The sequence below is a fragment of the Sphingobacterium bambusae genome (assembly GCF_033955345.1).
Classification (GTDB): Bacteria; Bacteroidota; Bacteroidia; order Sphingobacteriales; family Sphingobacteriaceae; genus Sphingobacterium; species Sphingobacterium bambusae.
Map to the genome: position 1 here is coordinate 123,606 of NZ_CP138332.1, position 26,963 is coordinate 150,568.

23 protein-coding genes are annotated in these 26,963 nt (G+C 43.7%); 8 read left to right on the forward strand and 15 right to left on the reverse strand.

Going from position 1 to position 26,963, the window contains the following annotated elements:
* Nucleotides 1–39 precede the first annotated feature (39 nt).
* The 5 genes from SCB77_RS00600 (at nucleotide 40) to SCB77_RS00620 (ending at nucleotide 5,553) form a co-directional block, all read left to right on the forward strand.
* On the forward strand, nucleotides 40–1,311 hold the full coding sequence (locus SCB77_RS00600; protein ID WP_320184492.1) for an adenylosuccinate synthase: 1,272 nt from the start codon (nucleotides 40–42) through the stop codon (nucleotides 1,309–1,311).
* A gap of 8 nt (nucleotides 1,312–1,319) precedes the next feature.
* Nucleotides 1,320–2,612, forward strand: coding sequence for an anthranilate synthase component I family protein (locus tag SCB77_RS00605; RefSeq protein WP_320184493.1), 1,293 nt, complete (start codon nucleotides 1,320–1,322; stop codon nucleotides 2,610–2,612).
* A gap of 77 nt (nucleotides 2,613–2,689) precedes the next feature.
* Complete coding sequence (locus SCB77_RS00610) at nucleotides 2,690–3,352, forward strand: TatD family hydrolase (protein ID WP_320184494.1); 663 nt, start codon at nucleotides 2,690–2,692, stop codon at nucleotides 3,350–3,352.
* Nucleotides 3,349–4,080, forward strand: coding sequence for a tRNA threonylcarbamoyladenosine dehydratase (locus tag SCB77_RS00615; RefSeq protein WP_320184495.1), 732 nt, complete (start codon nucleotides 3,349–3,351; stop codon nucleotides 4,078–4,080). Before SCB77_RS00610 ends, SCB77_RS00615 begins: the two co-directional genes overlap by 4 nt.
* Nucleotides 4,081–4,164: 84 nt before the next feature.
* Nucleotides 4,165–5,553 carry an exonuclease domain-containing protein gene (locus SCB77_RS00620; protein WP_320184496.1) on the forward strand — a complete coding sequence of 463 codons (1,389 nt, stop codon included), beginning with the start codon at nucleotides 4,165–4,167 and terminating at the stop codon, nucleotides 5,551–5,553.
* Between the two features lie 35 nt (nucleotides 5,554–5,588).
* Here the strand turns inward: SCB77_RS00620 and SCB77_RS00625 are convergent, their stop codons facing one another.
* The 7 genes from SCB77_RS00625 to SCB77_RS00655 all read right to left on the reverse strand — a co-directional run bounded on the left by SCB77_RS00625 (nucleotide 5,589) and on the right by SCB77_RS00655 (nucleotide 12,949).
* On the reverse strand, nucleotides 5,589–6,371 hold the full coding sequence (locus tag SCB77_RS00625) for a TIGR03915 family putative DNA repair protein (RefSeq protein WP_320184497.1): 783 nt from the start codon (nucleotides 6,369–6,371) through the stop codon (nucleotides 5,589–5,591).
* 3 nt (nucleotides 6,372–6,374) lie between these two features.
* Nucleotides 6,375–7,628: a putative DNA modification/repair radical SAM protein gene (locus tag SCB77_RS00630; RefSeq protein WP_320184498.1), complete on the reverse strand. Its 1,254-nt coding sequence runs from the start codon at nucleotides 7,626–7,628 to the stop codon at nucleotides 6,375–6,377.
* 97 nt (nucleotides 7,629–7,725) lie between these two features.
* Complete coding sequence (locus tag SCB77_RS00635) at nucleotides 7,726–9,003, reverse strand: M16 family metallopeptidase (protein ID WP_320184499.1); 1,278 nt, start codon at nucleotides 9,001–9,003, stop codon at nucleotides 7,726–7,728.
* Entirely contained in the window at nucleotides 8,993–10,246 is a 1,254-nt protein-coding gene (locus SCB77_RS00640; RefSeq protein WP_320184500.1) for a M16 family metallopeptidase, read from the reverse strand. Before SCB77_RS00640 ends, SCB77_RS00635 begins: the two co-directional genes overlap by 11 nt.
* A 21-nt stretch (nucleotides 10,247–10,267) precedes the next feature.
* On the reverse strand, nucleotides 10,268–11,170 hold the full coding sequence (hemF, locus tag SCB77_RS00645) for an oxygen-dependent coproporphyrinogen oxidase (RefSeq protein ID WP_320184501.1): 903 nt from the start codon (nucleotides 11,168–11,170) through the stop codon (nucleotides 10,268–10,270).
* Complete coding sequence (locus tag SCB77_RS00650; protein ID WP_320184502.1) at nucleotides 11,170–12,180, reverse strand: NAD(P)H-dependent glycerol-3-phosphate dehydrogenase; 1,011 nt, start codon at nucleotides 12,178–12,180, stop codon at nucleotides 11,170–11,172. The genes hemF and SCB77_RS00650 overlap by 1 nt, the downstream gene beginning before the upstream one ends.
* 115 nt (nucleotides 12,181–12,295) lie before the next feature.
* Nucleotides 12,296–12,949, reverse strand: coding sequence for a hypothetical protein (locus SCB77_RS00655; protein WP_320184503.1), 654 nt, complete (start codon nucleotides 12,947–12,949; stop codon nucleotides 12,296–12,298).
* Between the two features lie 243 nt (nucleotides 12,950–13,192).
* Here SCB77_RS00655 and SCB77_RS00660 point away from each other — a divergent pair, with 243 nt between their 5' ends.
* Nucleotides 13,193–14,791: an ABC-F family ATP-binding cassette domain-containing protein gene (locus SCB77_RS00660; protein WP_320184504.1), complete on the forward strand. Its 1,599-nt coding sequence runs from the start codon at nucleotides 13,193–13,195 to the stop codon at nucleotides 14,789–14,791.
* On the opposite strand, the gene SCB77_RS00665 is transcribed toward SCB77_RS00660, so the two are convergent.
* The 3 genes from SCB77_RS00665 to katG form a co-directional block, all read right to left on the reverse strand.
* Nucleotides 14,788–15,501 carry a DsbA family oxidoreductase gene (locus SCB77_RS00665; protein WP_320184505.1) on the reverse strand — a complete coding sequence of 238 codons (714 nt, stop codon included), beginning with the start codon at nucleotides 15,499–15,501 and terminating at the stop codon, nucleotides 14,788–14,790. The genes SCB77_RS00660 and SCB77_RS00665 overlap by 4 nt on opposite strands.
* Before the next feature lie 104 nt (nucleotides 15,502–15,605).
* Nucleotides 15,606–16,370: a methyltransferase domain-containing protein gene (locus SCB77_RS00670; RefSeq protein WP_320184506.1), complete on the reverse strand. Its 765-nt coding sequence runs from the start codon at nucleotides 16,368–16,370 to the stop codon at nucleotides 15,606–15,608.
* A gap of 79 nt (nucleotides 16,371–16,449) precedes the next feature.
* Nucleotides 16,450–18,726, reverse strand: coding sequence for a catalase/peroxidase HPI (gene katG, locus SCB77_RS00675; RefSeq protein WP_320184507.1), 2,277 nt, complete (start codon nucleotides 18,724–18,726; stop codon nucleotides 16,450–16,452).
* Nucleotides 18,727–18,947: 221 nt separating this feature from the next.
* Between katG and SCB77_RS00680 the strand changes: the two genes are divergently transcribed.
* Nucleotides 18,948–19,592, forward strand: a complete 645-nt coding sequence (locus SCB77_RS00680) for a 3'-5' exonuclease (RefSeq protein ID WP_320184508.1) — start codon at nucleotides 18,948–18,950, stop codon at nucleotides 19,590–19,592.
* A 26-nt stretch (nucleotides 19,593–19,618) separates the two neighbouring features.
* Entirely contained in the window at nucleotides 19,619–21,526 is a 1,908-nt protein-coding gene (locus SCB77_RS00685) for a DUF294 nucleotidyltransferase-like domain-containing protein (protein ID WP_320184509.1), read from the forward strand.
* A gap of 52 nt (nucleotides 21,527–21,578) precedes the next feature.
* Here the strand turns inward: SCB77_RS00685 and SCB77_RS00690 are convergent, their stop codons facing one another.
* The 5 genes from SCB77_RS00690 to SCB77_RS00710 form a co-directional block, all read right to left on the reverse strand.
* Nucleotides 21,579–22,067: a hypothetical protein gene (locus SCB77_RS00690; protein WP_320184510.1), complete on the reverse strand. Its 489-nt coding sequence runs from the start codon at nucleotides 22,065–22,067 to the stop codon at nucleotides 21,579–21,581.
* Between the two features lie 77 nt (nucleotides 22,068–22,144).
* A complete protein-coding gene (locus SCB77_RS00695) occupies nucleotides 22,145–23,107 on the reverse strand; it encodes a helix-turn-helix transcriptional regulator (protein WP_320184511.1) in 963 nt (320 codons plus the stop codon).
* Between the two features lie 65 nt (nucleotides 23,108–23,172).
* The gene (locus tag SCB77_RS00700) at nucleotides 23,173–24,897 is read right to left on the reverse strand and encodes a heme ABC transporter ATP-binding protein (RefSeq protein WP_320184512.1); all 1,725 of its coding nucleotides are present in this window, start codon (nucleotides 24,895–24,897) and stop codon (nucleotides 23,173–23,175) included.
* A 21-nt stretch (nucleotides 24,898–24,918) separates the two neighbouring features.
* Nucleotides 24,919–25,950, reverse strand: a complete 1,032-nt coding sequence (locus SCB77_RS00705) for a FecCD family ABC transporter permease (protein ID WP_320184513.1) — start codon at nucleotides 25,948–25,950, stop codon at nucleotides 24,919–24,921.
* An 11-nt stretch (nucleotides 25,951–25,961) separates the two neighbouring features.
* Nucleotides 25,962–26,813 (reverse strand): heme/hemin ABC transporter substrate-binding protein, encoded by an 852-nt coding sequence (locus SCB77_RS00710; protein WP_320184514.1) that lies wholly within the window; start codon nucleotides 26,811–26,813, stop codon nucleotides 25,962–25,964.
* Nucleotides 26,814–26,963 lie beyond the last annotated feature (150 nt).

Genomic DNA, 26,963 nt, shown 5'->3' on the forward strand with positions numbered 1-26,963 from the left:
AACTATCATTTAATTTTAAATCTCAATATATCCAGTATTATGCAAGTTGATGTGCTTTTGGGCCTGCAATGGGGCGATGAAGGTAAAGGAAAAATTGTGGACGTTTTTTGTCCAAAATACGATTTGATCGCACGCTTTCAAGGTGGTCCTAATGCCGGACACACATTAGAATTTGACAATAAGAAATTTGTCCTGAACACTATCCCTTCAGGGATTTTCAATGAAGGCACCCTAAACCTCATTGGTAGTGGTGTTGTGATTGACCCGATTATCCTTAAAAGAGAACTTGACAATCTTCGTGCAGCAGGTTTTGACCCCGTTGGTAAGGGCAAGTTAGTGTTGGCAAGAAAGGCACACCTTATCCTCCCTACTCACCAGTTGTTGGATGCTGCCTCAGAATCTAAAATGGGTGCCGGAAAGATTGGTTCAACCTTGAAAGGAATTGGACCGACCTACATGGATAAGACGGGCAGAAATGGCTTACGTGTTGGTGATACCACATTAGCGGACTTCAAAGAGCGCTACGAGAAGCTCAAAGCAAAACATTTGGAAATCCTTTCCCACTATGGGGAGATTCCAGATTTCAGCGAAAAAGAGAATGCATTTTTAGCTGCTATCGATTTTATAAAAACCATCCCTCATGTTGATGCCGAGCATTTGGTGAACAATTACCTGAAGGAAGGTAAGAAAGTATTGGCAGAAGGTGCGCAAGGAACATTGTTGGACGTCGATTTTGGCTCTTACCCTTTCGTCACTTCATCTAATACGACGACAGCAGGTGCCTGCACAGGATTAGGCATAGCGCCAAACAAAATCGGTGCTGTATATGGTATTTTCAAAGCGTACGCTACCCGCGTGGGCGGAGGCCCATTCCCTACCGAGTTGGACAACGAAACTGGCGAGCAATTGCGCCAATTGGGGCATGAGTTCGGTGCAACGACAGGACGCGCTCGACGTACCGGTTGGATCGATATTCCGGCGTTGAAATATGCGATTATGCTAAACGGTGTTACGGAGCTTATCATGATGAAAGCCGACGTATTGGATACATTTGAAAAAATCTATGTCTGTACGCACTATAAGTACGATGGCGAGGTGATCGACTATATGCCTTACGAGATCATCACAAACACTGCCGAGCCTATTTTAGAGGAAGTAGAAGGTTGGAATGAAGATATTACCGGAATTCGCTCTACGGACGAGATTCCTACAGCGTTGAAAAACTACATTGCATATTTGGAGAAAGCTTTAGAAGTTCCTATCAAATATCTTTCTGTAGGTCCAGATCGCGTTCAGACGATTGAATTGTAAGCAAAACAATGGCTAAAGCCATCTTTGACGTTAATATTGCCCAATTTAAAGACAAAGCCTTGCGGTGGGGTCAGCAATTCAGCGAGTGTTGCTTCCTAGAATCCAATGCTTTTGAGGATGAATACCAGCAGATCGAAGCGTTATTAGCTGTTGATGCGTTAGACTACTGTCATTCAAATACGGGTAAAGATAGCTTTAGCAAATTAGAAATATTCAGAACCAAGTATTCACAATCGTGGATGCTTGGTTTTTTTAGTTATGACCTAAAAAACGAACTCGAGCAGTTTTCACCTCACCATGTAGATGAGCTTGGTTTTCCAGCGCTTTACTTTTTTATACCAGCAACAATCATTCGTTTTACCGGAGGAACGGTGGAAATTGAATCGGAAAATCCAGAACACATTTTTCAAGCGATAGAAAATAGCCTTAGTCCCTCTCCTATCAACTTACCTAAAGATGGGGATATTAACATACAAAAACGCGTTTCAAAAGCAGCATACCTCGACACTTTCGATAAAATGCAGCAGCATATTAAACGTGGAGACATCTACGAGGTAAACCTATGCCAAGAGTTTTACGCCGAATCGGTTGACGTGGATCCATGCTCTATTTACCAGCACTTGAATCGTGTATCGCCGATGCCCTTTTCTAGTTTTTTTAAGTTGCAAGACCACTATATCCTCTGTGCGTCGCCCGAGCGCTTTTTAGCCAAACGCGGCGAGCAATTGATTTCTCAGCCGATTAAAGGAACTGCCCCACGAGGAGGTAACAGCCAAGAGGATGAAGAAATGATCAATAGGCTCCTGCAAAACCCAAAAGAACGTGCAGAGAATGTAATGATCGTAGACCTTGTGCGCAACGATTTAACCCGAAGTGCAGCGCCTGCATCTGTAGATGCATCGCGCGTACTGGAAGTTCATACCTTTCCGCAAGTCCATCAACTTATATCAACAGTTACCTGTATAAAGGATCCTGACACGTCGGATATTAGCGCTATTAGAAACACATTTCCTGCTGGTTCCATGACCGGCGCGCCGAAAATCAAAGCCATGCAGCTTTGTGACAGCTATGAAGGCAGCAAACGAGGTATCTATGCCGGTTCTGTGGGCTACTTTTCGCCAAGCGGAAATTTCGATTTCAATGTAGTCATTCGATCAATCCTTTATAACCAGAAAAGCAGAAGGCTTTCATTTCATACTGGTGGAGCCATCACACAGGAGGCAGAGGCTGAACACGAATATGCGGAATGCTTGCTCAAGGCATCTGCCATACTGCGTACGTTGTCAGCTACGCTATCCTAAACATTCAAAAAATAGTAGAAGTACCTGAACAGATAGCCGATAGCAGAATTGTTCCGAAAAAGGTATATATTTGACGTATGCATGTTCCCTTTATTGACATACATACGCACTGTACCTTAGAAAGTACCGCACAAGAGTTTTCCTTGCCCAATATCATTATCTCAAAAAATTACCTATACCCGCTTCCTTGCTCACTCGGTATACATCCTTGGTATGTAGACTATCCAACCACGGCCCAATTCGACGCCTTGCACGATCATGGCAAGAAAGATACCGTACTGGCCATAGGAGAATGCGGCTTAGATAAACTATGTGACACACCTTGGCCGCTACAAGAAGATGTGTTTAGAAAACAAATCGCCTTTGCCAACTTAGTAAACAAACCACTTATTGTGCACTGTGTACGCGCACATCAAGAATGCATTCGCTTGTTAAAAGCAGAAAAGGTACAGGTACCGGTCATTTTTCACGGTTTTGAAAAACATCCTACTTTAGCCCAACAAATTTATCACCACGGTTATTACATTAGTTTGGGCGCTTCCATCCTTTCGGGCAAAAAAGATGATCTCATAAGGCAAGCGCCGCTAGACAAAGTTTTCTTGGAAACCGATGATAAATCTACTAAAATAGTAGATATTTATATGTATTTTTGCGCGGTTCGAAAGATTGAGTTAGATCAATTGAAGGAACGTATTTATCAAAATTTTAGACATATATTTAATTATCAACTAGTAGAATGAAAGATTTATCTTGGCTTTCGCGAACAGAAGCACTGACAGGTCGGGAGGCGTTGGAAAAATTGGCCAACACACATGTGATGGTTTTGGGTCTTGGTGGTGTGGGTTCTTTTGCGGCCGAATTTATCTGTCGGGCGGGCGTTGGGAAGATGACTATTATTGATGGCGATACCGTAGATCCTTCGAATAGGAATAGACAGCTTCCCGCACTTGCTACCAACCATGGCGTAGCCAAAGCGGAGATTATGCGTGAACGTCTACTGGCGATCAATCCGGAGTTAGAACTTCATGTTGTGCAGGATTTTATTATTCCTGAAAAGATACCAGACTTGCTGGCTCTTCAGCCAGACTATTGTGTGGAAGCTATAGACAGTATTACGCCCAAGCTTTTTTTTATTCGCCGAGCATTAGAAGCTAACATCCCTTTTGTGAGCTCCATGGGTGCTGGCGGTAAAGTTGACCCAACGAAGATCCGCATCGCCGATATTAGTAAGTCTTACAATTGTAAATTGGCACAGCATATCCGCAAAAAATTACGTAAACATGGAATCAATAAGGGAGTAAAAGTAGCCTTCTCTACAGAACTTCCGAATAAAGATTCGTTGTTGTATACGGATGGCAGCAATTTTAAAAAATCAGCTTATGGCACCATGTCCTACTTACCGGCTGCATTTGGCGGCGCTATAGCCTCGGTAGCCATTCGTGATTTAATTGGCTTAAAGATAAATTAAGCGCTGCTCTTTCCTTTCTGAAACAAACCAAGTTTTTTTTCCAACATCCTGCAATTATACTAATTTAATTAGTATAATTGCAGGGTGAATAAACAGAAACATTTTGCGATAGTCGATATTGAGACAACGGGTAGCCATGCGGGAGGAAGTCGTATTACGGAAATAGCGATCTTAATTCATAATGGAAAAAAAGTGATTGAGCGTTATCAATCGTTGGTCAACCCGCAATGCATTATCCCCCTAGCTATTCAAACCCTCACCGGTATTACGCCAGACATGCTGGAAGATGCTCCAATCTTTGACGATATTGCAGAGGATGTCTACCATCTTCTGCAGGGAAAAATATTTGTTGCACACAATGTAAATTTCGACTACACTTTTTTAGTTAAAGAATTGAAACAAGCGGGCTACGAATGGCAGGCTTCAAAGCTATGTACCGTTCGGCTGTCGCGAAAGATATTCCCCGGCCATTCTTCTTACAGCTTGGGAAACATCTGCCAGCATTTCGGTATCAAGATCGCTGGCAGGCACCGTGCGATGGGCGATGCGGAGGCTACGGTGAAATTAGTGGAGCTATTACTGGCAAACGATACCGGAAATTATTTCGAAGAGGGCTTACGAAAAAATATCGAACACCGACTCCCTACACATTTGTCTGTTGAGCAATTTAACAAACTGCCGGAGACGGTCGGCATCTACATTTTTCGGGATAAAAAAGGAAAGATCATCTATGTCGGCAAGGCTATCAATATCAAAAAACGCGTATTGAGCCATTTTAGCGGCTCGAACACCGGCTTAAGGCGACAACAGTTTATCAATGACATCTGCTCCATCGACTTTGAAGAAGCAGGTACAGAATTGATGGCCCTTTTGATGGAGTGCCAATTGATCAAAAAGCACTGGCCAATCCATAATCGGGCCCTCAAACGATATGAGCCGAAGTATACGCTTATTCGCTACCAAGATATTCGCGGATACGATCGTTTAGCGGTAAGTAAAATAAATCCGCAAATGGAGAATTTGCGGTGCTTTGAGACTGCTGGTGAAGCAAATCTGTTTCTTAGTAAACTCATGGATACCTTTGCCTTGGCGCCAGCGCTATGCACTTTTTTTTCGCCCGCTACGCAGACCCGCGAAGACCGCAAAGTGGACTATACCCAAATTCCGCCTTTAGATGAATACAGCTTAAAGATGAATGCTGTTTTTGACTATTTACAAAACACGAAACATTCATTTATTTTGTTTGATAACGGTCGCACAGAAGAAGAAAAAAGCTATATCTATTACAAAGAAGATAGACTCTACGCTTTCGGCTTTATAGAGTTTATGGACAACTGGTCGAATGTAGAAGATATTGTTTCCTATCGAGACAAATGCATCAGCAATTTCTATATGCAGCACATCGTGTTACAGTATGCCGAGCGCTATCCAGAGAAAGTCAATATCCTGCCCAGATTGACAGAAGTGTCTTAACCCCTTCTTCGCATCATTGAAAACCCAGCACTCTCCTAGCCTTCCAAGCCAAAGGATTTTTCGTGCAAATGCCGCCAATAACGACGGGGTACATGTTGCAGATGCAATTTCATATTTTTGCGTTCTACAATATTTACGGACTTAAAGTAACGCTTCCAAAGATCCGCATATAAAGGTTCTTCCTCTGCGTAGAGATCAATCAACATTCGGTTGTTAGCTCCCCCCCCTTGGTCGCCAAATGTGACCTCATTACAGGCCTGCTCATCATAATAGATTCCATAATGACGTCGAATATCGAAGATAAGCCATCGCTGATCCGCATAGCGATCCTGAAAATGTTTTTGAATAAGAGGCAGGACATTAAAATCAGGCTCAATCAAGGCGACAAAAAGGCCATCCTTCAAACGTTGAAAACGAGTAAAGGCCTTCATACGGTGTCTTTCTCGGGAAACAGATTTGACGATCTTTTTGAGTTGGATAACCAAATCATGACCGAAGTTTTGACGTACATTCTGTTGTTCCTGGAAATAGTACGTTGCCATGCGAACAATCAAACAGGGCGACTCAGGAAGTTCCGAGAGAAAAGCGTGCCACAACTCTTGATAGCCCATTTTACCTACTTTTTCCAAGAGACCTTTCTTAACACGTGCGGCTTTCTCCGGCTGGCTCAACACTTCATGCACGCTTTGAAACATGCCCTGCTGCTGCACCTTACTATGTTGGAGCGTCAGCGGAAAAACACGATGTTCAAAGACTTCAAAGACAGCGGTTAAGATCCCTTCCCAGGTACCATCAAAATACATATCTACCTGCCGCATCTTTTAAAACAATTGCAGTTGTTGATTTGCACTGCCGACATATTTACTTGTCGATGTACTTAAGATGTAACTTTTTATAATATCCGTCCGTTTATCGGTATAGATTTGTAGAAATCCCTTACAACGTATAAAGTACTTGGCACGATTAACCGCTACCCCTATTTTTTTTAGATTGTCGAGGCTTAATGCTCCAAACCGTCGTGCGGCAACAATTTTTTGAGCCGATGAGACACCTATTCCTGGCACGCGCAAAATCAACTGATAATCTGCGGTATTGATATCAATGGGAAAACGATCCATATTGCGCAACGCCCAACTTAACTTCGGGTCGATATCGAGATCCAGTAAAGGATGATTGTCATTGACTATCTCATTGGCGTTAAAGCCATAGAAACGCATCAGCCAATCGCTTTGATAGAGTCGATTTTCGCGTGCCGTAGGCACCGCTGTACCAATTGCGGGAAGCCGATTATCATAGGAAATAGGTACGTAGCCCGAATAGTAAACCCGTTTCATTTGAAACTTTTTATAAAAGTAGTTCGCGGCCGTAATAATCTGCTGATCCGACTCGCCACTAGCGCCTATAATAAGCTGTGTGCTCTGCCCTGCTGGCGCAAATTTAGGCGTGGTCTTAAACAACTTCTTTTCTTCACGGGTTTTCATCAGCTGATCTTTCAAGTAGGTCATAGGTCGAATCATATCCTGCCTATTTTTTTCCGGTGCTAACAGTTTTAAACCGCTATCCGTCGGTATTTCCAAGTTGATACTCAGCCGATCAGCGTATAAGCCGGCCTCATGGATAAGTTCGGGAGAAGCAGCTGGAATAGTCTTTAAATGTATATAGCCGTTGAAATTATGTTCTTGCCGAAGCTTCTTTGCGATCAACACCAAGCGCTCCATTGTATAGTCCGCATCCTTAAAAATACCCGAACTCAGGAAGAGCCCCTCAATGTAATTGCGTCGGTAGAAATTGATCGTTAAGTCAACGACCTCTTGTACAGTAAACGCAGCTCGCTTTATGTCATTGCTTTTTCTAGATACACAATAGGCACAATCGTAAATGCAATGGTTAGTTAACAAGATTTTTAATAAGGATACGCAACGGCCATCTTCGGTATACGTATGACATATACCCGCTCCGGTGTTTCCCAAACCTTGATCTTTATTTTTACGATTACTGCCGCTGGAACTGCAGCTCACATCGTACTTCGCAGCATCTGCTAAAATCTCTAGCTTTTCTTTTATACGATCACTCATCACACAAATATTTGTCTAAAAATACTAAATAAATTAGCTTTTTTTTAGACAAATACACGTGCCCTTGTGAGAAACAGGTAGAAATCGCAATTTTGCGCTATAAAGTACCTACAATTATTTTGGTCAATTTATCGTAATCAAAATAACGCCAAGCAATGTCCTGTACGCGACTTGCCGTCATCTGCTGTATTGTTTCGCTATAATGATTATAATAGTCATAACCGAGGCCCGAAAAATATATCGATTTAAATTTATCTGCGTGGGAAAAAATAGATTCTAGGCTTCCTAGCATCGACCCCATCATATAATTTTTTACTAGGTCAATTTCCTGATCGGATGCACCTTCATTTCTTAAATTGGTGAATTCCCGTTCGATCTCCGTTAGGGTTGCCTGCGTAGTTTCTACACCTACCTCCGTTGCGATGGTAAACAAACCGCTATATTTTAGACTGGCGGAAGCCGATCCAATGCTATAGGTATAACCTTTGTCTTCGCGGATATTCCGCATCAGGCGCGAACCAAAATAACCACCAAAAAGTGTGTTGACAAACTGAACGGCCGGATAGTCGGCATGTGTGCGGTTAATCGTCGGCATGCCCAAACGTATGGCCGACTGTAGCGCTTCAGGTTTGTTCTCGAGTACCAACGCTGGCGTAAAAGAGGGAAATTCAGGACGGACAAATGTAAGCTCGTCGCTGCTGTTTAACCATTGTCCCTCAAAAAGTTCACGGATACACAGCAGAACTTCCGCCGTAATGTTGCCGGAAAGAATCAAGGTGGCATTCGCAGCTTGAAATTGCCTTTTGTACAGCGCTATCAGGTCTTCACGGTTAAGCTGATCGTAGGCTTCTATCGTAGGTGTAACGCCGTAACGTGTGGTACCGAACAGATGCTTATAAAATAGTCTTCGTGCTAGGTAGTCATTCTTCTGCAGGGATATTTGTAAAGTTTGCCTATTATTTCTCACATAGGTTTCCAATTCCATCTCTGGAAAAATAGCGTCCGTCAAGACATCGTAAAGTACCGGTAAAACAGCACCCAAGTGCTTCGTCAAGGTGTAAAGACTTACGGCCGTATGATCGAAACTATATTCGGGCATAAGATAACTGCCGTAGAAATCGATCTCCTCTGCAATTTGTGCACTAGTTCGCGTATGTGTTCCCTCTTTTACCATATGGCTTAAACAGGTGTGTAAAAGCGGATTTTCCGGCGATACAAAATGATTTTGGAATACAAACTCGGCTTTTACAAGTTCCTGATCTTCCGCCCGAAATACGAAAACCTTTAACCCGTTATCAAAAACCAATGTCTCCGGTTCAATAAGAGACATATTTTGGATATGATGTCTCTCGGGAGCTAAGCTTCTATTCAACATGTGATACTTCTTTTGCATGGTAAATTAATGTGGAGGAATTTTCTTTTACAAAGACCTGTCGGGCAACACGTTGCAAATCCGCTCTAGAAACAGCAAGATATTTATCCACCTCTAAATTATAAAGGTTCGCATCTCCCAAGGCTTCGTAAAACGCCAAATTCATCGCCTTATCCAAAATAGAGAGCTCTGCAAAAACCATAGTCGATTCTATTTTGTTCTTTACTTTTTGCAATTCCAAATCGCCAACAAGCTCATTGCTTAGCAGATGAAGCTGGTTCCAAAGTTGTTGTTCTGCTTCCTTTAGTGATACCTGAGGTAAGGGCTTACCTTCTATCACGAACAAATTATTGTCAACAGACCCCATGACGTACGCATTAACTTCGCTAAACAGTGGCTGGTCTTTAACCAACGCGCGATAAAGCCGTGAAGAACTTCCCCGCGAAAGTATATCGGAGAGTAAATCCATCACCGGATAGTCAGCATGCAGTCGATCCACGCCATGAAAGGCAATATAAAGGCTGTCAACGGGCACATCCGCTTCCACTTCCTCCCGACGTGCTTCTGTTTGTGGCGGCTCTGTCGGCAAACTGCGCGACATGCGCGGTTTCGCGGGAATATCGCCAAACCATTTCTCCGCCAGCATCTTAATCTGATCCGTGTCCACATTACCCGTTACCACCATAATAGCATTATTGGGTACATAATGTTGATCGAAAAAAGCTCTGACATCCTCCATAGAAGCATCTTCTATGTGGCTTAACGACTTACCAATCGTAGCCCAACTGTATGGATGCACTTTATAGGCTAAAGGTCTCAATTTCAACCAAACATCGCCATACGGCTGATTCAAATACCGTTGCTTAAATTCTTCAATGACAACACTACGCTGCACTTCTAGGCTGTGTTCACTGAAGGCCAGACTTAACATACGGTCACTCTCTAGCCAAAAAGCCGTTTCGACATTTTCTGCTGGCAGGGTAATGTAGTAATTTGTTATGTCGTTGCTGGTAAAGGCATTGTTCTCCCCGCCTACCTCTTGCAGAGGCGAATCAAAGTTGGGAATGTTAACAGATCCTCCGAACATGAGGTGTTCAAACAAATGCGCAAAACCCGTTTTGTCTGGAGACTCGTCGCGAGCGCCGACATCATAAAGGATATTGACACAGGCCATAGCCGTCGCTGCATCCTCGTGTACGATAACGCGTAAGCCGTTATCAAGCGTAAAACGTTTATAATCTATCATGAAAAGATACAGTATATATTATTAGACTACCCAGTTTACATCTTTCTTTAGCAAAGAAAGCGTCTGTTCCTCTAAGGAACCCGGGAGCGGTTTAAAATCATAAGCCCAATTGGCCTGCGCCGGCAAGCTCATAAGAATAGACTCTATGCGCCCATTGGTTTCCAATCCGAAGCGTGTACCTGAATCGTAGACCAAGTTAAATTCGACGTAGCGACCACGACGCAACAATTGCCAATCTTTTTCTGCAGCACTGAATTTTTTGCTGCGATTCCGTTCGACTATTTCGGTGTAGGTAGGCACAAAGGTACGTGCCAAATCACAGGAGAAAGCAAAAAGACCCTCCTCCGTTAATCCTGTTTTGGCGGGAGTTAATTTATCATAGAAAACACCACCCACGCCACGAGTCTCCTGTCTATGCTTAATAAAGAAGTAGTTGTCTGCCCATGTTTTAAAATCACGGTAAAAATCGGGGTGATGCCTGTCACATACATTTTTCATCATTTGATGAAAGAAACGAGCATCATCTTCGATAACATAGTGCGGGGTAAGATCGATTCCTCCTCCGAACCAACGAACTTGTTCATTCAACTCGAAATAACGAACATTCATGTGAATGATGGGAACCCAAGGATTATAGGGGTGAATAACAATACTGATTCCAGTAGCAAAAAAATCCTCTTCATCTACGCCAAATGCACGTTTTATCGTCTCTGGCAATTTTCCATGTACGGCAGAAAAATTAACGCCCCCCTTTTCCAGAATATCTCCTTGCTGTATAATCCGCGTACGTCCACCGCCGCCGCCTTCACGTTGCCAAATTTCTTCCTGGAAAGTAGCTTTGCCGTCCAAATCTTCAAGGCCTTTTGTTATTTCATCTTGAATGGTCTGATAGGTCTGGGCAATATATTCTTTTGTTAACGTCATTAAGTCAATTTTGATGCTAAGGTGTTTACCTCCACATTAGCAGGTTGTTTGTTATAGAGAATCTGATATACCATATTACATATGGGCATCTCCAAGTTATATCGTTGTATTATGTTCTGTATACAAGCCGAAGCGTAATACCCTTCCGCTACCATGTTCATTTCCAACTGCGCAGACTGCACCGTATAGCCCTTGCCAATCATATGTCCAAAGGTTCTATTACGACTGAACTGGGAATAAGCAGTAACGAGCAAATCACCCAAATAAGCAGAGGCATTGATATCGCGATTAGCTTCTGGGTCTATCGCCATGACACAGGTCTCCATCTCCCGTATAGCGTTGGATACCAAAACTGCCATAAAGTTATCTCCAAAGCCTAGACCATGACAAATGCCACCTGCCAGCGCGTATATATTCTTCAGTACGGCGCCATATTCAACACCATACACATCTGTCGAAAGGATAGTGTTGATGTAACGGTTGCGAAGCACGGACGCTACACGTTCAGCATTTGCTGTATCTTTAGCCGCGATCGTTAAGTAAGAAAGTTTCTCTGCCGATACTTCTTCAGCATGGCAGGGTCCGCCAATGACAATGATATTCGCTAAAGGTATTTGGTATATTTTAGATAGATACTCCCCTACAATCAAGTTCTCATCCGGAATAATGCCTTTGATAGCTGTGACAACCAACTTACCTTTGAAATCTGCCGCATCCACGCCCTTCAGTGCGTCTTTAAGATAAGCAGACGGTGTATTCAGAATAACGATATCGGATTGTTTAATGACCGTACGCGCATCGGAAAAAAGATGGTCGGCATCCACACGTAGTTCTACCGCACTTAAATAAGTAGGATTGTGTTTATAGGTTTTTACATACGCGAGATCTTCCTCTTTTCTGATCCACCAAAGCACCTGTTTTTTCTCGTGGTTGTCGCCCAACATCTTGATCATCGCCGTCGCCCAACTTCCACTGCCCAGCATCCCGATTTTTTGTTCGGTTTCTTCCATTATGCGTTTGTTAATTTTTAGCTAACAAATATACATATAATAAATTGACCGTCCGTAAACTGGACGGTCAATTGTGTATTTCATATGTCTAACATAAGAATCCGTTTTCACGGATTTATTTTAAGGCACTAAAATTCAATTTTCCAACAAGGTCTTTCAACTCATCAAGCTTGAAACCATCGCCTTCAAGCTTTACAAGATACCGATCTTTATAGATAAAGGTGATATCCGAATCAACAATACTTCCCTCCTGCTGCGGCTTCGTTTCTCGCGTTGATGCCCTGTAACCATGCACATCTTCATTTTTTGTCACCTCATAATCGGAATCCTTTTCCGAATCCATCGTCAAGCCCATAGCCATTAATGACACCACTGCCGCCCCTGTTTCTCCCGCGCCATCTGTCAAGGTTAACATCAATTCTTTGTCGTCCTGCGCTTCATAAACGGCATTCCCAGAAGCTACGTCTACCCCATAAGCTTGGTTGCCACCGGAATAAGCCGATCTACGCCAGCCATTTAAGTTCTCAGGAAAAAATGCTTTAAGCTCTTCGTTACTGAGTTTGGTAACGTTCTTCAACTGAGCTTGCATTTCTTCCATTTTAGAAGCGCCATCTTGTAGGTTACCAAGGTTTCCCAACCCTTCAACTACACTTGTGCCTTCTTGAGTATCTTCTTGCTCCGACTGCCCAGTTCCTTTACCTCCGCTGCAAGCAACAAATAGGGACGTTGACAACGTCATGACCCATGCAAATTTTGATACGTTCATCATACTTTATATTGTTAAAAATTAAGCGTTGTAATCGAACTCCGCAAAAACGCGTCCAAAGATAGTAGAAAAGCAGATTTGATCTAAAAACCCGATCACGAGAGAATCAGTTGCAGGATTTATCTGCTTTTTGTACCTTTGCTGTATCCAAAAAACGTTTATGTAAGAATTGATTATATCCAGAACGATACACTAGACTGTCTAACCGACAGTTTTCTATATGTTTAATTTTCTGCTTTTATAATCATGCTTACTATACAAAACGTAACTTATCTACATCCCGATAGGGAATTACTTTTTCAGGACCTTAGTTTATCCATTGCATCGCAACAAAAAGCCGCTTTGATCGGCAATAATGGTAGCGGCAAATCCACGTTGTTAAAGCTCATCGCTGGTGAGTTATCTCCGTCCGCCGGGCGTGTGCAGTGCGATGGCACAATCTACTATGTTCCGCAGATCTTCGGGCAGTTTAACAGTTCCACAATAGCCGATGCTCTTGGCGTTGGCGATAAGCTTCGCGCCTATTACCGCATTTTGGATGGCGACGCAGGAGAGGAAACTTTCGCCCAATTGGATGATGATTGGGGAATTGAAGAACGCTGTCATGAGGCCTTAGCGGAATGGGGATTTCCAACCCTAAACCTTTTGGATACCGTATCTATCTTTAGCGGAGGCGAAAAGATGAAGCTCTTTTTGGCTGGAATACAGATAAATCAACCACGATTGCTATTGTTGGACGAACCGAGTAACCATTTGGACACCGTAAGCAAAGCTATGCTTTACAACTTTATACGCCACACAAATATTTCGATTCTACTGGTAAGCCATGATCGTGCACTGCTCAACCTGCTAGACAGCATGTACGAACTAAATCCTAAGGGCGTAACATTATACAGCGGGAATTACGATTTTTACAAAGAACAGAAGGATCTTTCTCTCCACGCTCTTCAACAACAGATCCATAGCCAAGAGAAAGAGCTGCGCAAAGCCAAGGAAAAAGAAAGGGCAACCATGGAACGTCAGCAGCGCACGGATGCCCGTGGTAAAAAGAAGCAGGAAAAAGCGGGAGTTGCCCGAATCATGATGAATACCCTACGCAACAATGCGGAAAACAGTCGCTCAAAACTACAGGGTCAACACCAAGAGAAAATAGATGGTATACGAACCGGTTTGATTGATTTACGTGCCAACCGGCCAGCGACAAGCACCATGCGTTTTGGTTTTACAGAAAGCGAACAACCACCTGGAAAATTACTCGTAGAAGCGAAAGACATGAATTTGCAACACGATGGAACAGACTTGTGGCGCGCTGGCATAAGCTTCCAGATCAGAAGTGGCGAACGTATTCAACTTTCCGGTTCCAACGGCTCGGGGAAAAGCAGCCTAGCTCGCCTCATTTCCGGATATGATGCTCCAACCCGTGGCACATGTCATCGGTCTGCACATCGATCAGTTTACATCGACCAAGACTATAGTTTGTTACGTGATGATTTGACTGTCTACGAACAAGTGCAACACACAAATGATGGCGGGCTACCTGAACATCTCTTAAAAACTCGACTTGATCAATTTCTATTCCCTATGCAAAAGTGGGGACAGCCGTGCAAACAGTTAAGTGGAGGTGAAAGGATGCGTCTGGCATTGTGTTGTCTAACCGTTAGCAAGGAAGTGACAGATCTTCTTATTCTTGACGAACCAACGAACAACTTGGATATACAAAATATCGAGATATTAACCGCTGCCATCAACGAATTTAAAGGAACATTGATTGTGATATCCCACGACCAAACATTTAGTGAAGCACTAGCGCTACAACGGTCTATCGACCTGCAAACGCATAACTAATCACATCCGTCAGGTCCGCAAGACGGCCCTTCTATAACCTCCAAGTTGCTGCCGTTTTTTGTAGCCCACTCTTCAAAAGCTTTTTGAATGGTTTGGCGAAAAACGGTAGCATCCTGTGCTCCTGAAATAGCGTATTTCCTATCGTAAACAAAGAAGGGAACTCCGCGGACACCAATTTGTTGTGCTTCGTAAATATCTTGACGAACCTCATCCTCAAAAACCTTATTTTCTAAGGCATGTTCCAGCGCAAGTACATCCAAGCCGAGCTGCGTCGCAATACGCTTTAGTAAATCAATATCATCAATGTTTTCTCCGTCGGTAAAATGAGCCTTAAACAACAGCTCCTCAGCTTGATCTTGTTTACCATAACGCTTCGCGAAATGAGCAAGCTCGTGAGCCTTGAACGAATTAGCAACAATCGCCTTGTCCAGCTTGAAGGTCAATTGTTCTCCCTTCGCCATTTCTGTCACTTGATTACACATTGCTTCTGCCTGCGCACGTGGCATGCCTTTGCTATCCGCTAGGTTGTCGTAATAGTTTCGGTTTGTATCTGTCTGCAAGTGGGGATTCAACTGATAACTTTTCCACTCAAGCTCCACTTGCTCTTTGAAAGGAAGTGCATCCAAAACCTGTTCGAATTTCCGCTTACCTATATAACAGAATGGGCACATCACGTCGCTCCAAACTTCTACTTTCATCTTTTCTGCCATGATCTTATTTTAGGCTAAAAATACGAAACTGCTTTGGTCTATCTCTGTGCATCGTAAAATTTGACATTGCAAGGAAAATATATACCTGCCATATATACGCGCTCCTACTTCGTTCCGTATAAAAGCAATCTTTTAAAGGCATAGATGGCGGGGAGCTTCGGAAAGGCTGCAGCAATGCGTTCTTTATACGCTTCGATGAACAAACTACGCTCTTCGGCTGCCAACCGATCCATGTAAGGAATCAACGCCGAGCCCGCAATAAATTGATATAAAGTGTCATGATCCGTTGCTATAATTGGATACACACGTTGCTCTACCCGTAAATTAACCAAGCCCGCATCGAAAAGCCATTGCGTATAAGCATCGATACTTTGTACCGGGGATTGACTTGTCCAGCCTTTCAAATAATCACTAAACGGCTTTTCTTCGGCCAACTCGAGCAAGATGCTATTTAAGGTGTTGTCCCTTTGCATGGGCATTTGTACAAGGAATTGCCCGCCAGGCTGCAAGAGGCTCAACAAACTAGGAAACAACTGCTCGTGGTTATCCGACCACTGCAGCGCGGCATTACTAAAAATGATATCCCATTTCTCGCCAGAAGCGACAAGCTCCTCGATGGTTTGCTGTCGAAAATTCAAATTTTGGCGTTCCACCGCAGCCGATTGTTCCAACATCTCGGGAGAAGAATCTACGCCCAACACGGCTGCGTTAGGAAATCGCTCGGCGATTATCGAGGTCTGCTCGCCCGTACCGCAACCTAGATCGACAATCTTAGCGGGGTCATTAGATTGTATAAAGCCAAGTAAATCATAAAATGGTTGGTAGCGTATATCTTTGAAGTTATTATATAGATCAGGGTTCCAAGGCATAGAAAAGCGTCGTTTTAAATTTACTATAAAAATAAAAGCCCTAAAATTATACAAATTTTAGGGCTTAACGATATGTTGTTTATTGAAGATCAAATCGATCGAGATCCATCACTTTTGCCCAAGCTTTAACGAAGTCTTGCACAAATTTATCCTGCGCATCTGCGCTGCCATACACCTCGGCGATAGCGCGTAACTCCGCATGAGACCCAAAAACCAAATCGGCTCTAGTAGCCGTCCATTTTAACGCATCGGTTGTGCGGCAACGTCCTTCATAGACTTCTTTACGGCCATCAATCGCCTTCCAAGCGGTACTCATATCCAACAAATTCACGAAGAAGTCGTTGGTGAGCTGGCTTGGCCTATCTGTGAAAACCCCATGCTTGGATCCATCAAAGTTAACATCTAAAACGCGTAAACCACCAAGGAGTACAGTCAACTCGGGCGCTGTCAACGTCAGCAACTGTGCTTTGTCGATTAGCAGCTCCTCCGTAAACGCAGGTGCATTCGCTTTGCGATAGTTGCGGAAACCGTCTGCAAGTGGTTCTAGGTAACCGAAAGATTCCACATCGGTTTGCTCTTGCGAAGCATCCATACGACCGGGCTTAAAAGGTACCGTTATCGTGTGTCCTGCGTTTTTTGCCGCGCTGACCACAGCGACACAACCAGCCAATACGATTAGATCCGACAAGGATACACGCTTAGTCCCCTGCTGCGCTGTGTTAAAGTCCTGCTGAATTCCTTCAAGTACCTGCAATACGTGGTTGAGCTGAGCAGGGTTATTGACCTCCCAGTCCTTCTGTGGCGCTAAACGTATCCGGGCTCCATTTGCTCCGCCTCTCTTGTCGGAACCACGAAATGTAGATGCAGAAGCCCAGGCTGTTGACACAAGCTGCGATACGGATAAGCCCGACGCTAGAATTTTCGCTTTTAAGGTTGCGACGTCTTCCTCGTTAATTAATGCATGATCCAACTCGGGAATAGGATCCTGCCAGAGCAACACCTCGCTGGGAACTTCCGGTCCTAAATAACGCGCACGTGGTCCCATGTCACGATGTGTCAACTTAAACCATGCTCTAGCGAAAGCATCCGCCAGCAAATCGGGATTTTCTAAAAATCTACGCGATATTTTCTCAAATTCTGGATCAAAGCGTAGAGATAGGTCGGTCGTTAACATCGTCGGACGATGTTTCTTGGTACCATCATAAGCATCAGGGATAATATCGTCGGCATCCTTAGCTACCCACTGGTGTGCTCCTGCAGGGCTCTTTGTAAGTTCCCATTCAAAGGCAAAGAGATTTTCAAAAAAATTATTGCTCCACTGTGTAGGTGTTTTTGTCCAAATAACTTCCAACCCACTGGTGATTGTATCTGCACCTTTTCCTGATCCATAACTATTTGCCCATCCCAAACCTTGTGCCTCTATTCCAGCAGCTTCAGGCTCATCCGAAACATGCGTAGCCGGCGCCGCGCCATGCGTTTTACCAAAACTATGGCCACCCGCAATCAGCGCGACGGTTTCTTCGTCGTTCATCGCCATTCGTCCGAAGGTATCGCGAATGTCCTTTGCCGCTAAAATCGGATCTGGATTTCCATCGGGCCCTTCTGGGTTAACATAAATAAGGCCCATTTGAACCGCAGCCAACGGTTTCTCTAAGAATCTGGAATGCGTATCACCGTCGGCATCATCATCAGAGACGACAACACCTCCTTCTTTGCCTGCACCTTCCGAGCCGTGTGCATAGCGTAAGTCGCCACCTAGCCAAGTAGTTTCCGATCCCCAATAAACATCCTGATCAGCTTCCCAGACGTCAGCCCTGCCACCAGCAAAACCAAAGGTCTTGAAGCCCATAGATTCCAAGGCCACATTTCCTGTAAGAATCAATAAGTCGGCCCAAGAGATCTTGTTGCCATACTTTTGTTTGATTGGCCACAACAAGCGTCGCGCCTTGTCCAAACTCACATTATCGGGCCAACTGTTCAACGGAGCGAAGCGTTGTTGCCCAGCACCTGCACCGCCACGGCCATCGCCCACGCGATACGTACCGGCACTATGCCATGCCATACGTATGAACAAGGGACCGTAATGGCCAAAATCCGCTGGCCACCAGTCTTGGGAATCGGTCATGAGGGCATGCAAATCCTGTTTTACTGCTGCCAAGTCTAAACTATTGAATGCCGCGGCATAATCAAAGCTCGCCCCCATAGGGTCAGTGAGCGTTGAATGCTGACGCAAGATACCCAACTTCAATTGCTTCGGCCACCAGTCGCGATTGCTTGTTCCGCTGCCGCCAACTGGTGGTTTCATACTGCCATTGTGAAAAGGGCATTTGCTGATGTCGTTTGATTGGTTTTCCATTATGTATAATCTTTATATTGAATAAACAGATTCGTAGAAGCTATGTTTTTCTTCTGACGATAAAGTTAATTGATATCTCGCCTTGTTGCTAATCGATAAATTCTATAAAATATAGTTAAAGCCGATTGCGCCCTCGTATTGCTGCTAGAACTAATCCACAAAAAGACCGTTTTATTCTAACGAATAATGTATATTTATCCGTCTAACAAAAATTACATTCCTTGAAGGGTTACTTTCTATTTATCGATACGGAAACCTCGGGCATACCGAAGCGTTGGAACAAGCCATACTCCGACCAATTAAATTGGCCTTCGGTTATACAGTTGGCTTGGATTATCTATACAGCTGATGGACAAGAAGTAAAACGTGTTAGCAAATATATATACGAAGGAGACATTCAAATTAACGCTGCTTCACAGCAGGTACATGGAATCACAGCGGACTTCTTAGAAAAGCACGGTGATCGCAGAAAGCATATATTGCGCAAATTAGCCTACGATATAAAGAAGTATGCCCCTTTGATCATAGGCCATTTCATCGAGCTTGACATTCAAGTACTAAGTGCGGACTATTTTCGTGCCCAACTGCAAAACCCTTTTCCGAAGCAACTGTTTTTTTGTACTATGCTGGAGAGTAAGAAATATGCAATGAATCCTGCGGTAGAGTACTTGCGATTAGTGCAACTTCATGAACAGTTATTTGATATCCGTCCGCAAGATATACACGAGGCAGAGCATGATGCAGAAATCACCGCCCGATGTTTTTTTGAAATGCTGCAACGAAACAATATTACCGAACAAGATTTACATATGCAGCAACTAGAGTTTTCACAAAAGCTTAACTTTGCAGACAAACAGGATGTCTAACTTTGCATCCTTAATAGAGCCGGCATATGCAGAACGTAGTAGAACTTTTAAAACAGACCAAACCCTTTGATCTTCTCCCCGAAAGTGTGTTAGTAGGTATTGCCGATTCGCTGGTCGAGACCAAATATTCGAAAGATACCTTGGCTTACAGACAAGAAATAACAGCGATGCAAGGTGTTGATATCTTGGTAAAAGGTGAATATGAGACCTTCTTTTTCGATGCCGCGGAAAACAAAAGATCTATAGAAATACACCATTCGCCCTACTGCTTCGGTGGTATATCCGTATTGCTGAATAGAACAAAAGCGCTGAAATCTGTCATGGCCAAAAAGGGAACAGTAGTGTACAACCTGCCGCGACAAGAATTTCTAGCATTGTGCAGTGCCTATGAGGAGTTTTTTCAGTTTTATACCACCGATTTCGGAAAGCGGATGCTCGACGACGAGTTTTCCCATTTTGTCAAGACACCAGCGAGTTTCGAAGAGAGTTATATCGCTGCAGAGCAACTGTATTCGCGAAAAATTGATGGCATTATCTATAAAGATATTGTATCCTGCTATGCAGAGACGCCTATTTTCGAAGCCGCTAGACATATGGCAAAACATAGGGTCAGTTGTTTATTCGTAAAAGATACAGAAGATAATATCATAGGTTATGCTACTGACCTTACGCTGCGCGACAACGTGATTGCGAAGCGTATCGATGCAGAAAAGCCCATCGCCAGCGTGATGGACAATCCCATTCTTTCGATATCGCATCAAGCTTACCTCTATGAAGCAGTACTAATGATGTTCAGTACCAAAGCTCGATACCTGTTGGTGGAAAAAGATGGCAAGTATGTGGGCTTTCTGAGCAGAAACAGGCTTTTAAGCGAGCAGGGACAATCGCCCTTGGTATTTATCCAATCAGTAAAACTTGCAGAAACAACGGATGAACTACGTCAAAAGTGGAACTATGTGCCCGAGGTGATCAAGCAACTACTGGGGCGTGGCATCAATGCGGAGATTACGAATCAGGTGATTACCACCATAGCTGATACCATCGCTATCAAGGTGATTGAGAAGGTAATTCGTGAGATGGGCGAACCGCCTGCAAAATTTGTTTTTATGATCACGGGCAGCGAGGGCCGAAAAGAACAAACTCTTAAAACCGATCAGGACAATGCGATCATTTACGAGGATAAGGCCAATGAGCATCGCGAGATGGTGCGTGCCTATTTCTTGAGCTTTGCGACAAAGGTTTCCGACTATTTAAACGATATCGGCTTTGTTTATTGTAAGGGTGGGTATATGGCCAGTAATCCAGATTGGACACATTCACTATCCCATTGGAAAAAGAACTATAAAAAGTGGATCGAAGAAACAGTACCGGAAAATGCGATTAAATTCTCCACATTTTTTGATTGTCGATTTCTGTACGGCGATCGTCAAATAATCGAGCAGCTGAAGGAGTTTTTGGAAGAAGAGTTGCAGAAACCAAATGATCGCTTCTTTGCGTTCATCGGAAAAAATGCTTTGCAATATGAACCGCCTTTGACGTTCTTCAACAACATAAAGACCGAAACTATTGGTAAAACCGAAGTGTTTAACATCAAGAATGCGATGACACCGATTGTCGATTTGGTTCGTGTTTATGCACTAAAGAAACGAGTTTATCAGGAAAATACCGGCGAACGGTTAAAAAAACTTATGGAACTTGGCGTATTCACTCCTGAGCAATACCAAGAACTTTACCAAAGTTACTACTATTTGATGGCGCTGCGACTGGAGAACCAGGCAAACCAGATACTGGTTGAGAAGATCGAGCCAAATAACTACATCAGGATTGAAAAGCTGACAAAAATCGAAAAGGTGACGTTAAAGGAAATTTTTAAAACTATAAACAACTTTCAGGTCGGTATAAAGATGCGATTCACCAACAATATTTTAGGATAATGTAATCAGCTACATAGCCTAAGCTGAATTATCATCAACAGCCGCTAAATGGTTAGCGACTGTTGATGACGATGACGGCGACCACGATTACGATGACCGCAAGATACTGCGCTTGCCGGTTCTTAAGAAAAATAGCCGTGAGCAAAAGCAGATCATTTTCTACGAAGCCTTCTATCGTATTTCCTCCAAAGTTTTGGCTTGCAAACAATACGTTACCGTTGGCATCCTCCAGTTCATGGCTTGTGCCAAGCCAAGTCGTTGCCTTCCACGTATAAAGCTTACCCATAATGTTTAAAGAAACTTTTCCGCTCCAATTTGCGTAAGAGATGTCTCCTACGACTAGCCCCTGATGATCGATGATGCTCGTGTAGGACTTGAATGTCCCTTTGGTTTCAAACCTGTACTTTGCAGCGCATACATTTGCATCTGAACGTTGCTTAAAGGATTCGGTACGCAACTCTCCTATTTGTTCGGCGCCGTCATAAATGCGGGTGACGCTACCAAAAGCTCCTTTTTTCCAAGTATACTTCTTATTATGCATATTATTATCCGGTTTTTGCTGATTGACAAACAGCTTCGATCTATTAGTATACCGCAGGTTGCTTTTGTTACAATAAATTATAACTTCAATTCTCCCGGAGAAATGCCGTAGTATTTCTTGAAAGCGCTGCTAAAATTGTTCTGATGACCAAAACCGGTCAACAGCGCGACCTCATAAACCGACATTTTGTCTTCCAGCAGGTAGGATCGTGCTTTTTCCATACGCAACCGTGTTAGGTAGTCGTGTATCGTAACGGAAAAATATTCTTTAAAATCCTTCCGCAACTTGCTTTCACTCATCAGTACTTCTGAGGCCAATTCACGCTGAGTGGGTGGATTGGCCAATCTTTGTTCCAATATTTGTCTCGCCAATTCTAGACGAGCAACATCGTCATCGTTAAAAAGTGGCGTACTCTGCTGCGACCTGTCATTATATTGCTCGAATTGATACATCAACAATTCCACAACACGGGATTCGGTATGCAACCTTCGGATTTCACCCGTCTTCTTGGATTCTACCAGTTCAGAAATCGTATGCTGCATCTCGTAGGTAGCCATAAGATCCTCCTCAGAGAATGATGTGTAAAGGCCTTTCTCGATATCATCTACAAAGTGTTTATGAAGCAACGAATCACGCTTGATAAGATTAAGGTAGTACTCTTTAGAAATGACGGCAATAAAATAGCTATAGGCGATTCCTTCTTTTACTTCGTGGGTGGTTTTGACTGATGGGATATAACGAATATTATGACGGCTCATACCATAAGGTAGTTTGCTATCATTGGTCTTATAAAAAATAAACTGGCTGGTGATAGCCTCGCCTTCTATCTCCGTATGAATGTGTACGGGTTGATCGAAAGACATCTGGGAATAAAGCACAAACAAACCGCTGGTAGACAACTGAAAGTTGGTCATATGGACGGGACTGCGCTTAATCTCTACCCTACTTTCTACAAGAGGCTTTTCCGGCACATAAACATCAGGAATCTCTTCGATAAAAAGCCATTCATCCAATTCCACTATTTTACCTTTTACCAGCATAAGACAGAGTTAAAAATATTATTGTTGCTAAAGATACACATTTTTCACTGTTGTTTATATTGAATCTAAATAACAGTCGTTTCTTCGAATAGCATACTACTTATAGCCTCAGGCAATTCGCCATCGCTGGAAATTTGCAGATTGAGTATTCCGGACTGGTCTAAAAAATCAAGCTTGGCAACCATTTTCGCACTAGCCGATGGCATATCTAAACAAATATTGTCAATGGATGAAAAGAAAATTTCCATTTCGATCCGTTCATCCTTAACCATATATCGGAACCCCTGATCGACAAGATTTTTGATCTTTCCACGGTAGTTGTGTATGTAGCCATTATTGAAGACATTAATCTCCAAACTTTGCTCGAGTGCAGCGCAAGCCGACAGAAAACGTCTTACAGCGATCGGGCGGATGGCTTTTTTGTGCATGTCGTAGTGCTCACATCGAACGCCATCATTTGCTACTTCCAGTTTAGGCAAAGGATCAAAGGTAGACTTATAGTCGGTTTGCTGTTCACACCACGTCAGGAGTTTTCGAAAAGCGTCACGGTCACTATCTACCCGTAAGCGTATTCCATGCGCTAGCGCCCCTTTACGATCAAAGAAATGTATCGCTTCTTCGTCCTTATCGTTCACGATGATTCCTGCATGCCACAAATCAGTCTTAACCTTCACATATTCTTTTCCAGGATTTCCCTCACTCTTCTCCGTAGATTGCACTTCGTAAACCTGTACCGTCTTCTGGGTGCAACAAGCGTTGCGAGTAAAAACTGTGACCTCTCCCATTTTAACCAATTGCCTAAAAACCTCATCAATTGACTGCTTAGCGATATATCTACAATTTTTTGACTTATCAAGCATCCAAAGATCAATTTCAGCCACCTGTAATCTATTAGCTTGATCTGCTAAGCTTAGAAATGGGTCTTCTGCAAGCAGGAGTTCTCTTTTTTGTCGAAGGGATAATTTTTCAGCACGATCGTCGGGCAGCTTCGAGTTAAATAGATAGGCATCTAGTGGCATCTCTTCTAAACGAATGTAAGGGCGAAGCGTACGCGGATTAAGTTCTACGGAAGCCTCTACGGAAAAAATCGTATAAATATTTGTCGGAGTAAGCACTTCAACGGGACTTCCATCAAATAGTTTACGGCCATGCTTCAGCATAATAATCCGGTCAGCATAAGTTGCAGCAAAGTTCACATCATGTACAACGATAACCACAATAAAACCGCGACGAGCAAGTGCTTTAGCGATGGCCAATACCTTCTGCTGATAGTGCATATCCAATGCCGAAATAGGTTCATCAAGTAACAGTAGGCTATCTGGATTTTCCCATACCTGTGCAAGGGAACGTGCAAGCTGAACCCGTTGCTGCTCGCCACCAGAAAGGCTGCTAAACACACGATCGGCAAATTCATCCACGCCGCAGAGGCACATAACTTCCTTCACAATGGCAATATCCACTTCCGCCGGGCGCGACTTAAAATGCGGATAGCGTCCCATCATGACAATTTCCTCAACTTTAAAAGCTAGCGATACATGCTGTTGTTGACTAAGCATGGCGCGGCTACGCGCCAAAAGTCGAGCGTCGTACTGATCCAATTTTTGTCCATGCAGACTCACCAAACCATTACTAGGTTTGTACTCACCACAAAGCACCTTCATCAAAGTAGATTTTCCAGCACCATTGGCTCCTAAAAGTGCCAACACTTCCCCTTTGCGGATCTGAAAAGAAACATCCTTCAACAATAGGCGTCCCTTGACCTCGTAATTTAGTTTCTCAACCCGTAACATGCGTTCAATAAATATGATTCACTATTTTTCTTTAATCAAAATATACAGGAACACTGGCGTCCCTAACAAGGCCGTGATTACGCCAATGGGCAATTCTATTGGCGCCACCAAGGTGCGCGATAGCACGTCAGCGAGGGTCAACACAAATGCGCCCATGAGCAGCGATCCAGCGAGCACATATCGGTTATCAGCGCCGCCTAAAAGACGCACCGTGTGCGGCACCAGCAAGCCCACGAAGCCTATTACCCCAGATACCGCCACCGATGCGCCAACCGCCATGGTAGAAAATACCACCACCCAAAGCTTAACATGATCGGTGCGCATGCCCAAGAGATCCGCCTGCATCTCACCAAGCGAAAAAGCATTCAACTGCTTTCCGAAAAAAAGAAGGATCGATAAGGGAATGACCACAAAAGGCGCGACAACCGCTAGGTTATCCCATGTGGCACCACCTAAACTTCCTAACATCCAAAAGGTAATACTACGTAGTTGTTGCTCGGTGGCCATATAGGTCATTAATCCTGTCAGTGCTCCTGCAAAGCCATTGATGGCTATTCCGGCCAAGAGCATCGTTGTAACCTGCGGTCTCCCTTCCTTTCTTGCAATCTGATAAACGATAAATGCCGTTAACCCTGCGCCAAAGAAGGCACCAAACACCAATAGATAATAACCCAAATATTCGGATAGACCGACAAACAGTAAAGTTTCAAATGCAATAATCAATACGGCGAACAGCGATGCTCCGGCAGAGATACCTATCAGTCCAGGTTCAGCCAGCGGATTGCGAAAAATGCCTTGAATCGCGGCTCCCGAAACACCCAGTGCCGCGCCAACTAGTATACCGAGTAGCACGCGTGGCATACGAACGACGAAAAGAACATCTGCTTGCAAGCTCATCGTGCTGTCTTCAGCTGCTACGCTAAGTTTTGCGATCAGCAACTTTATGACTTCGCCTACTGGAATATAAAACGCCCCCAAACCAAGGGCTAAAACTGTCGTAAAGATGAGAAAAACCATCAGAACCACTATAATCAAACGTTGCTTAGCTGACACTGATCTCTTGTTTAAAATGCTGAGCTATTGGTTAAGGCCTGATGCAAGGCCATCACGGACTCCGGCAAACGTGTGCTGAAATTCACGAGTAGTGAGGCGTTCATGCTTATTATGCGTTTATTTTTACCCGCCTCGGTCAAGCGAACGCCTGGCATCTTCAAGATGGCGTCTTTTCCTCCCAAACTGCTCGCACCAAAATCAAACATCAGGATGACATCAGGATTGGCCTTCACCAAGGCTTCCGTAGTATAAGGTTTAAATTCCGTAAACTCCTGCACAGCATTTTTTGCACCCGCCATAGCGATTAAAGCATCTATACTACTTCCTTTTCCGGAAACGCTCATCGTGCCTGTTCCGCGTGCATAGATAAACAACACCGTGGGCTTCTTTTTGCCGATTGTCTCCACATCAATACGTTCCCTTATTTTTTCCATCGTTACTTTAGTTGCGGTAACGACCGTTTTTCCTTTCTCCGTAAGCTGCACGGCATCCGCCACCTGTTGAATAAATCGATAGGCTCCTTTTTCCGTAAATTCCTGCTTCAACAAGACGACTTCAATCCCCGCACTGCGCAAGTGTTTTGACACTGCAGCAGACAGGTCACCTTCGGGAGCCAACACCATCGTAGGCCGGAACGCCATGATTCCCTCAGCCGATAAAGATCGATTTTTACTAACGCGCGGTAGTGCCGCGGCCGCTTTTGGCGAGATGCTTGTCACGTCCGTCGCCACGATATCATCTCCAATCCCAAGTCCGAAAACCGTCTCAGTAATCGCACTACTCAACGTGATGAGGCGGCGATCTTGCGCCAAAACAAGTTGCTGCACAAGTAAAACAACCACTATTACTATTAATCTTTTCATGTCATCTATATTCTTCTGTCGGAGCAAGCGACTCCTCTCCATAGTGCGAACTGCGCTAAACCAGCCTTGCTTCAAATCGATACAAAACAAATCAATAATCAATCTAAATACAAATTAAATATAGATTCACCCTCATTAGATTAATTTCTA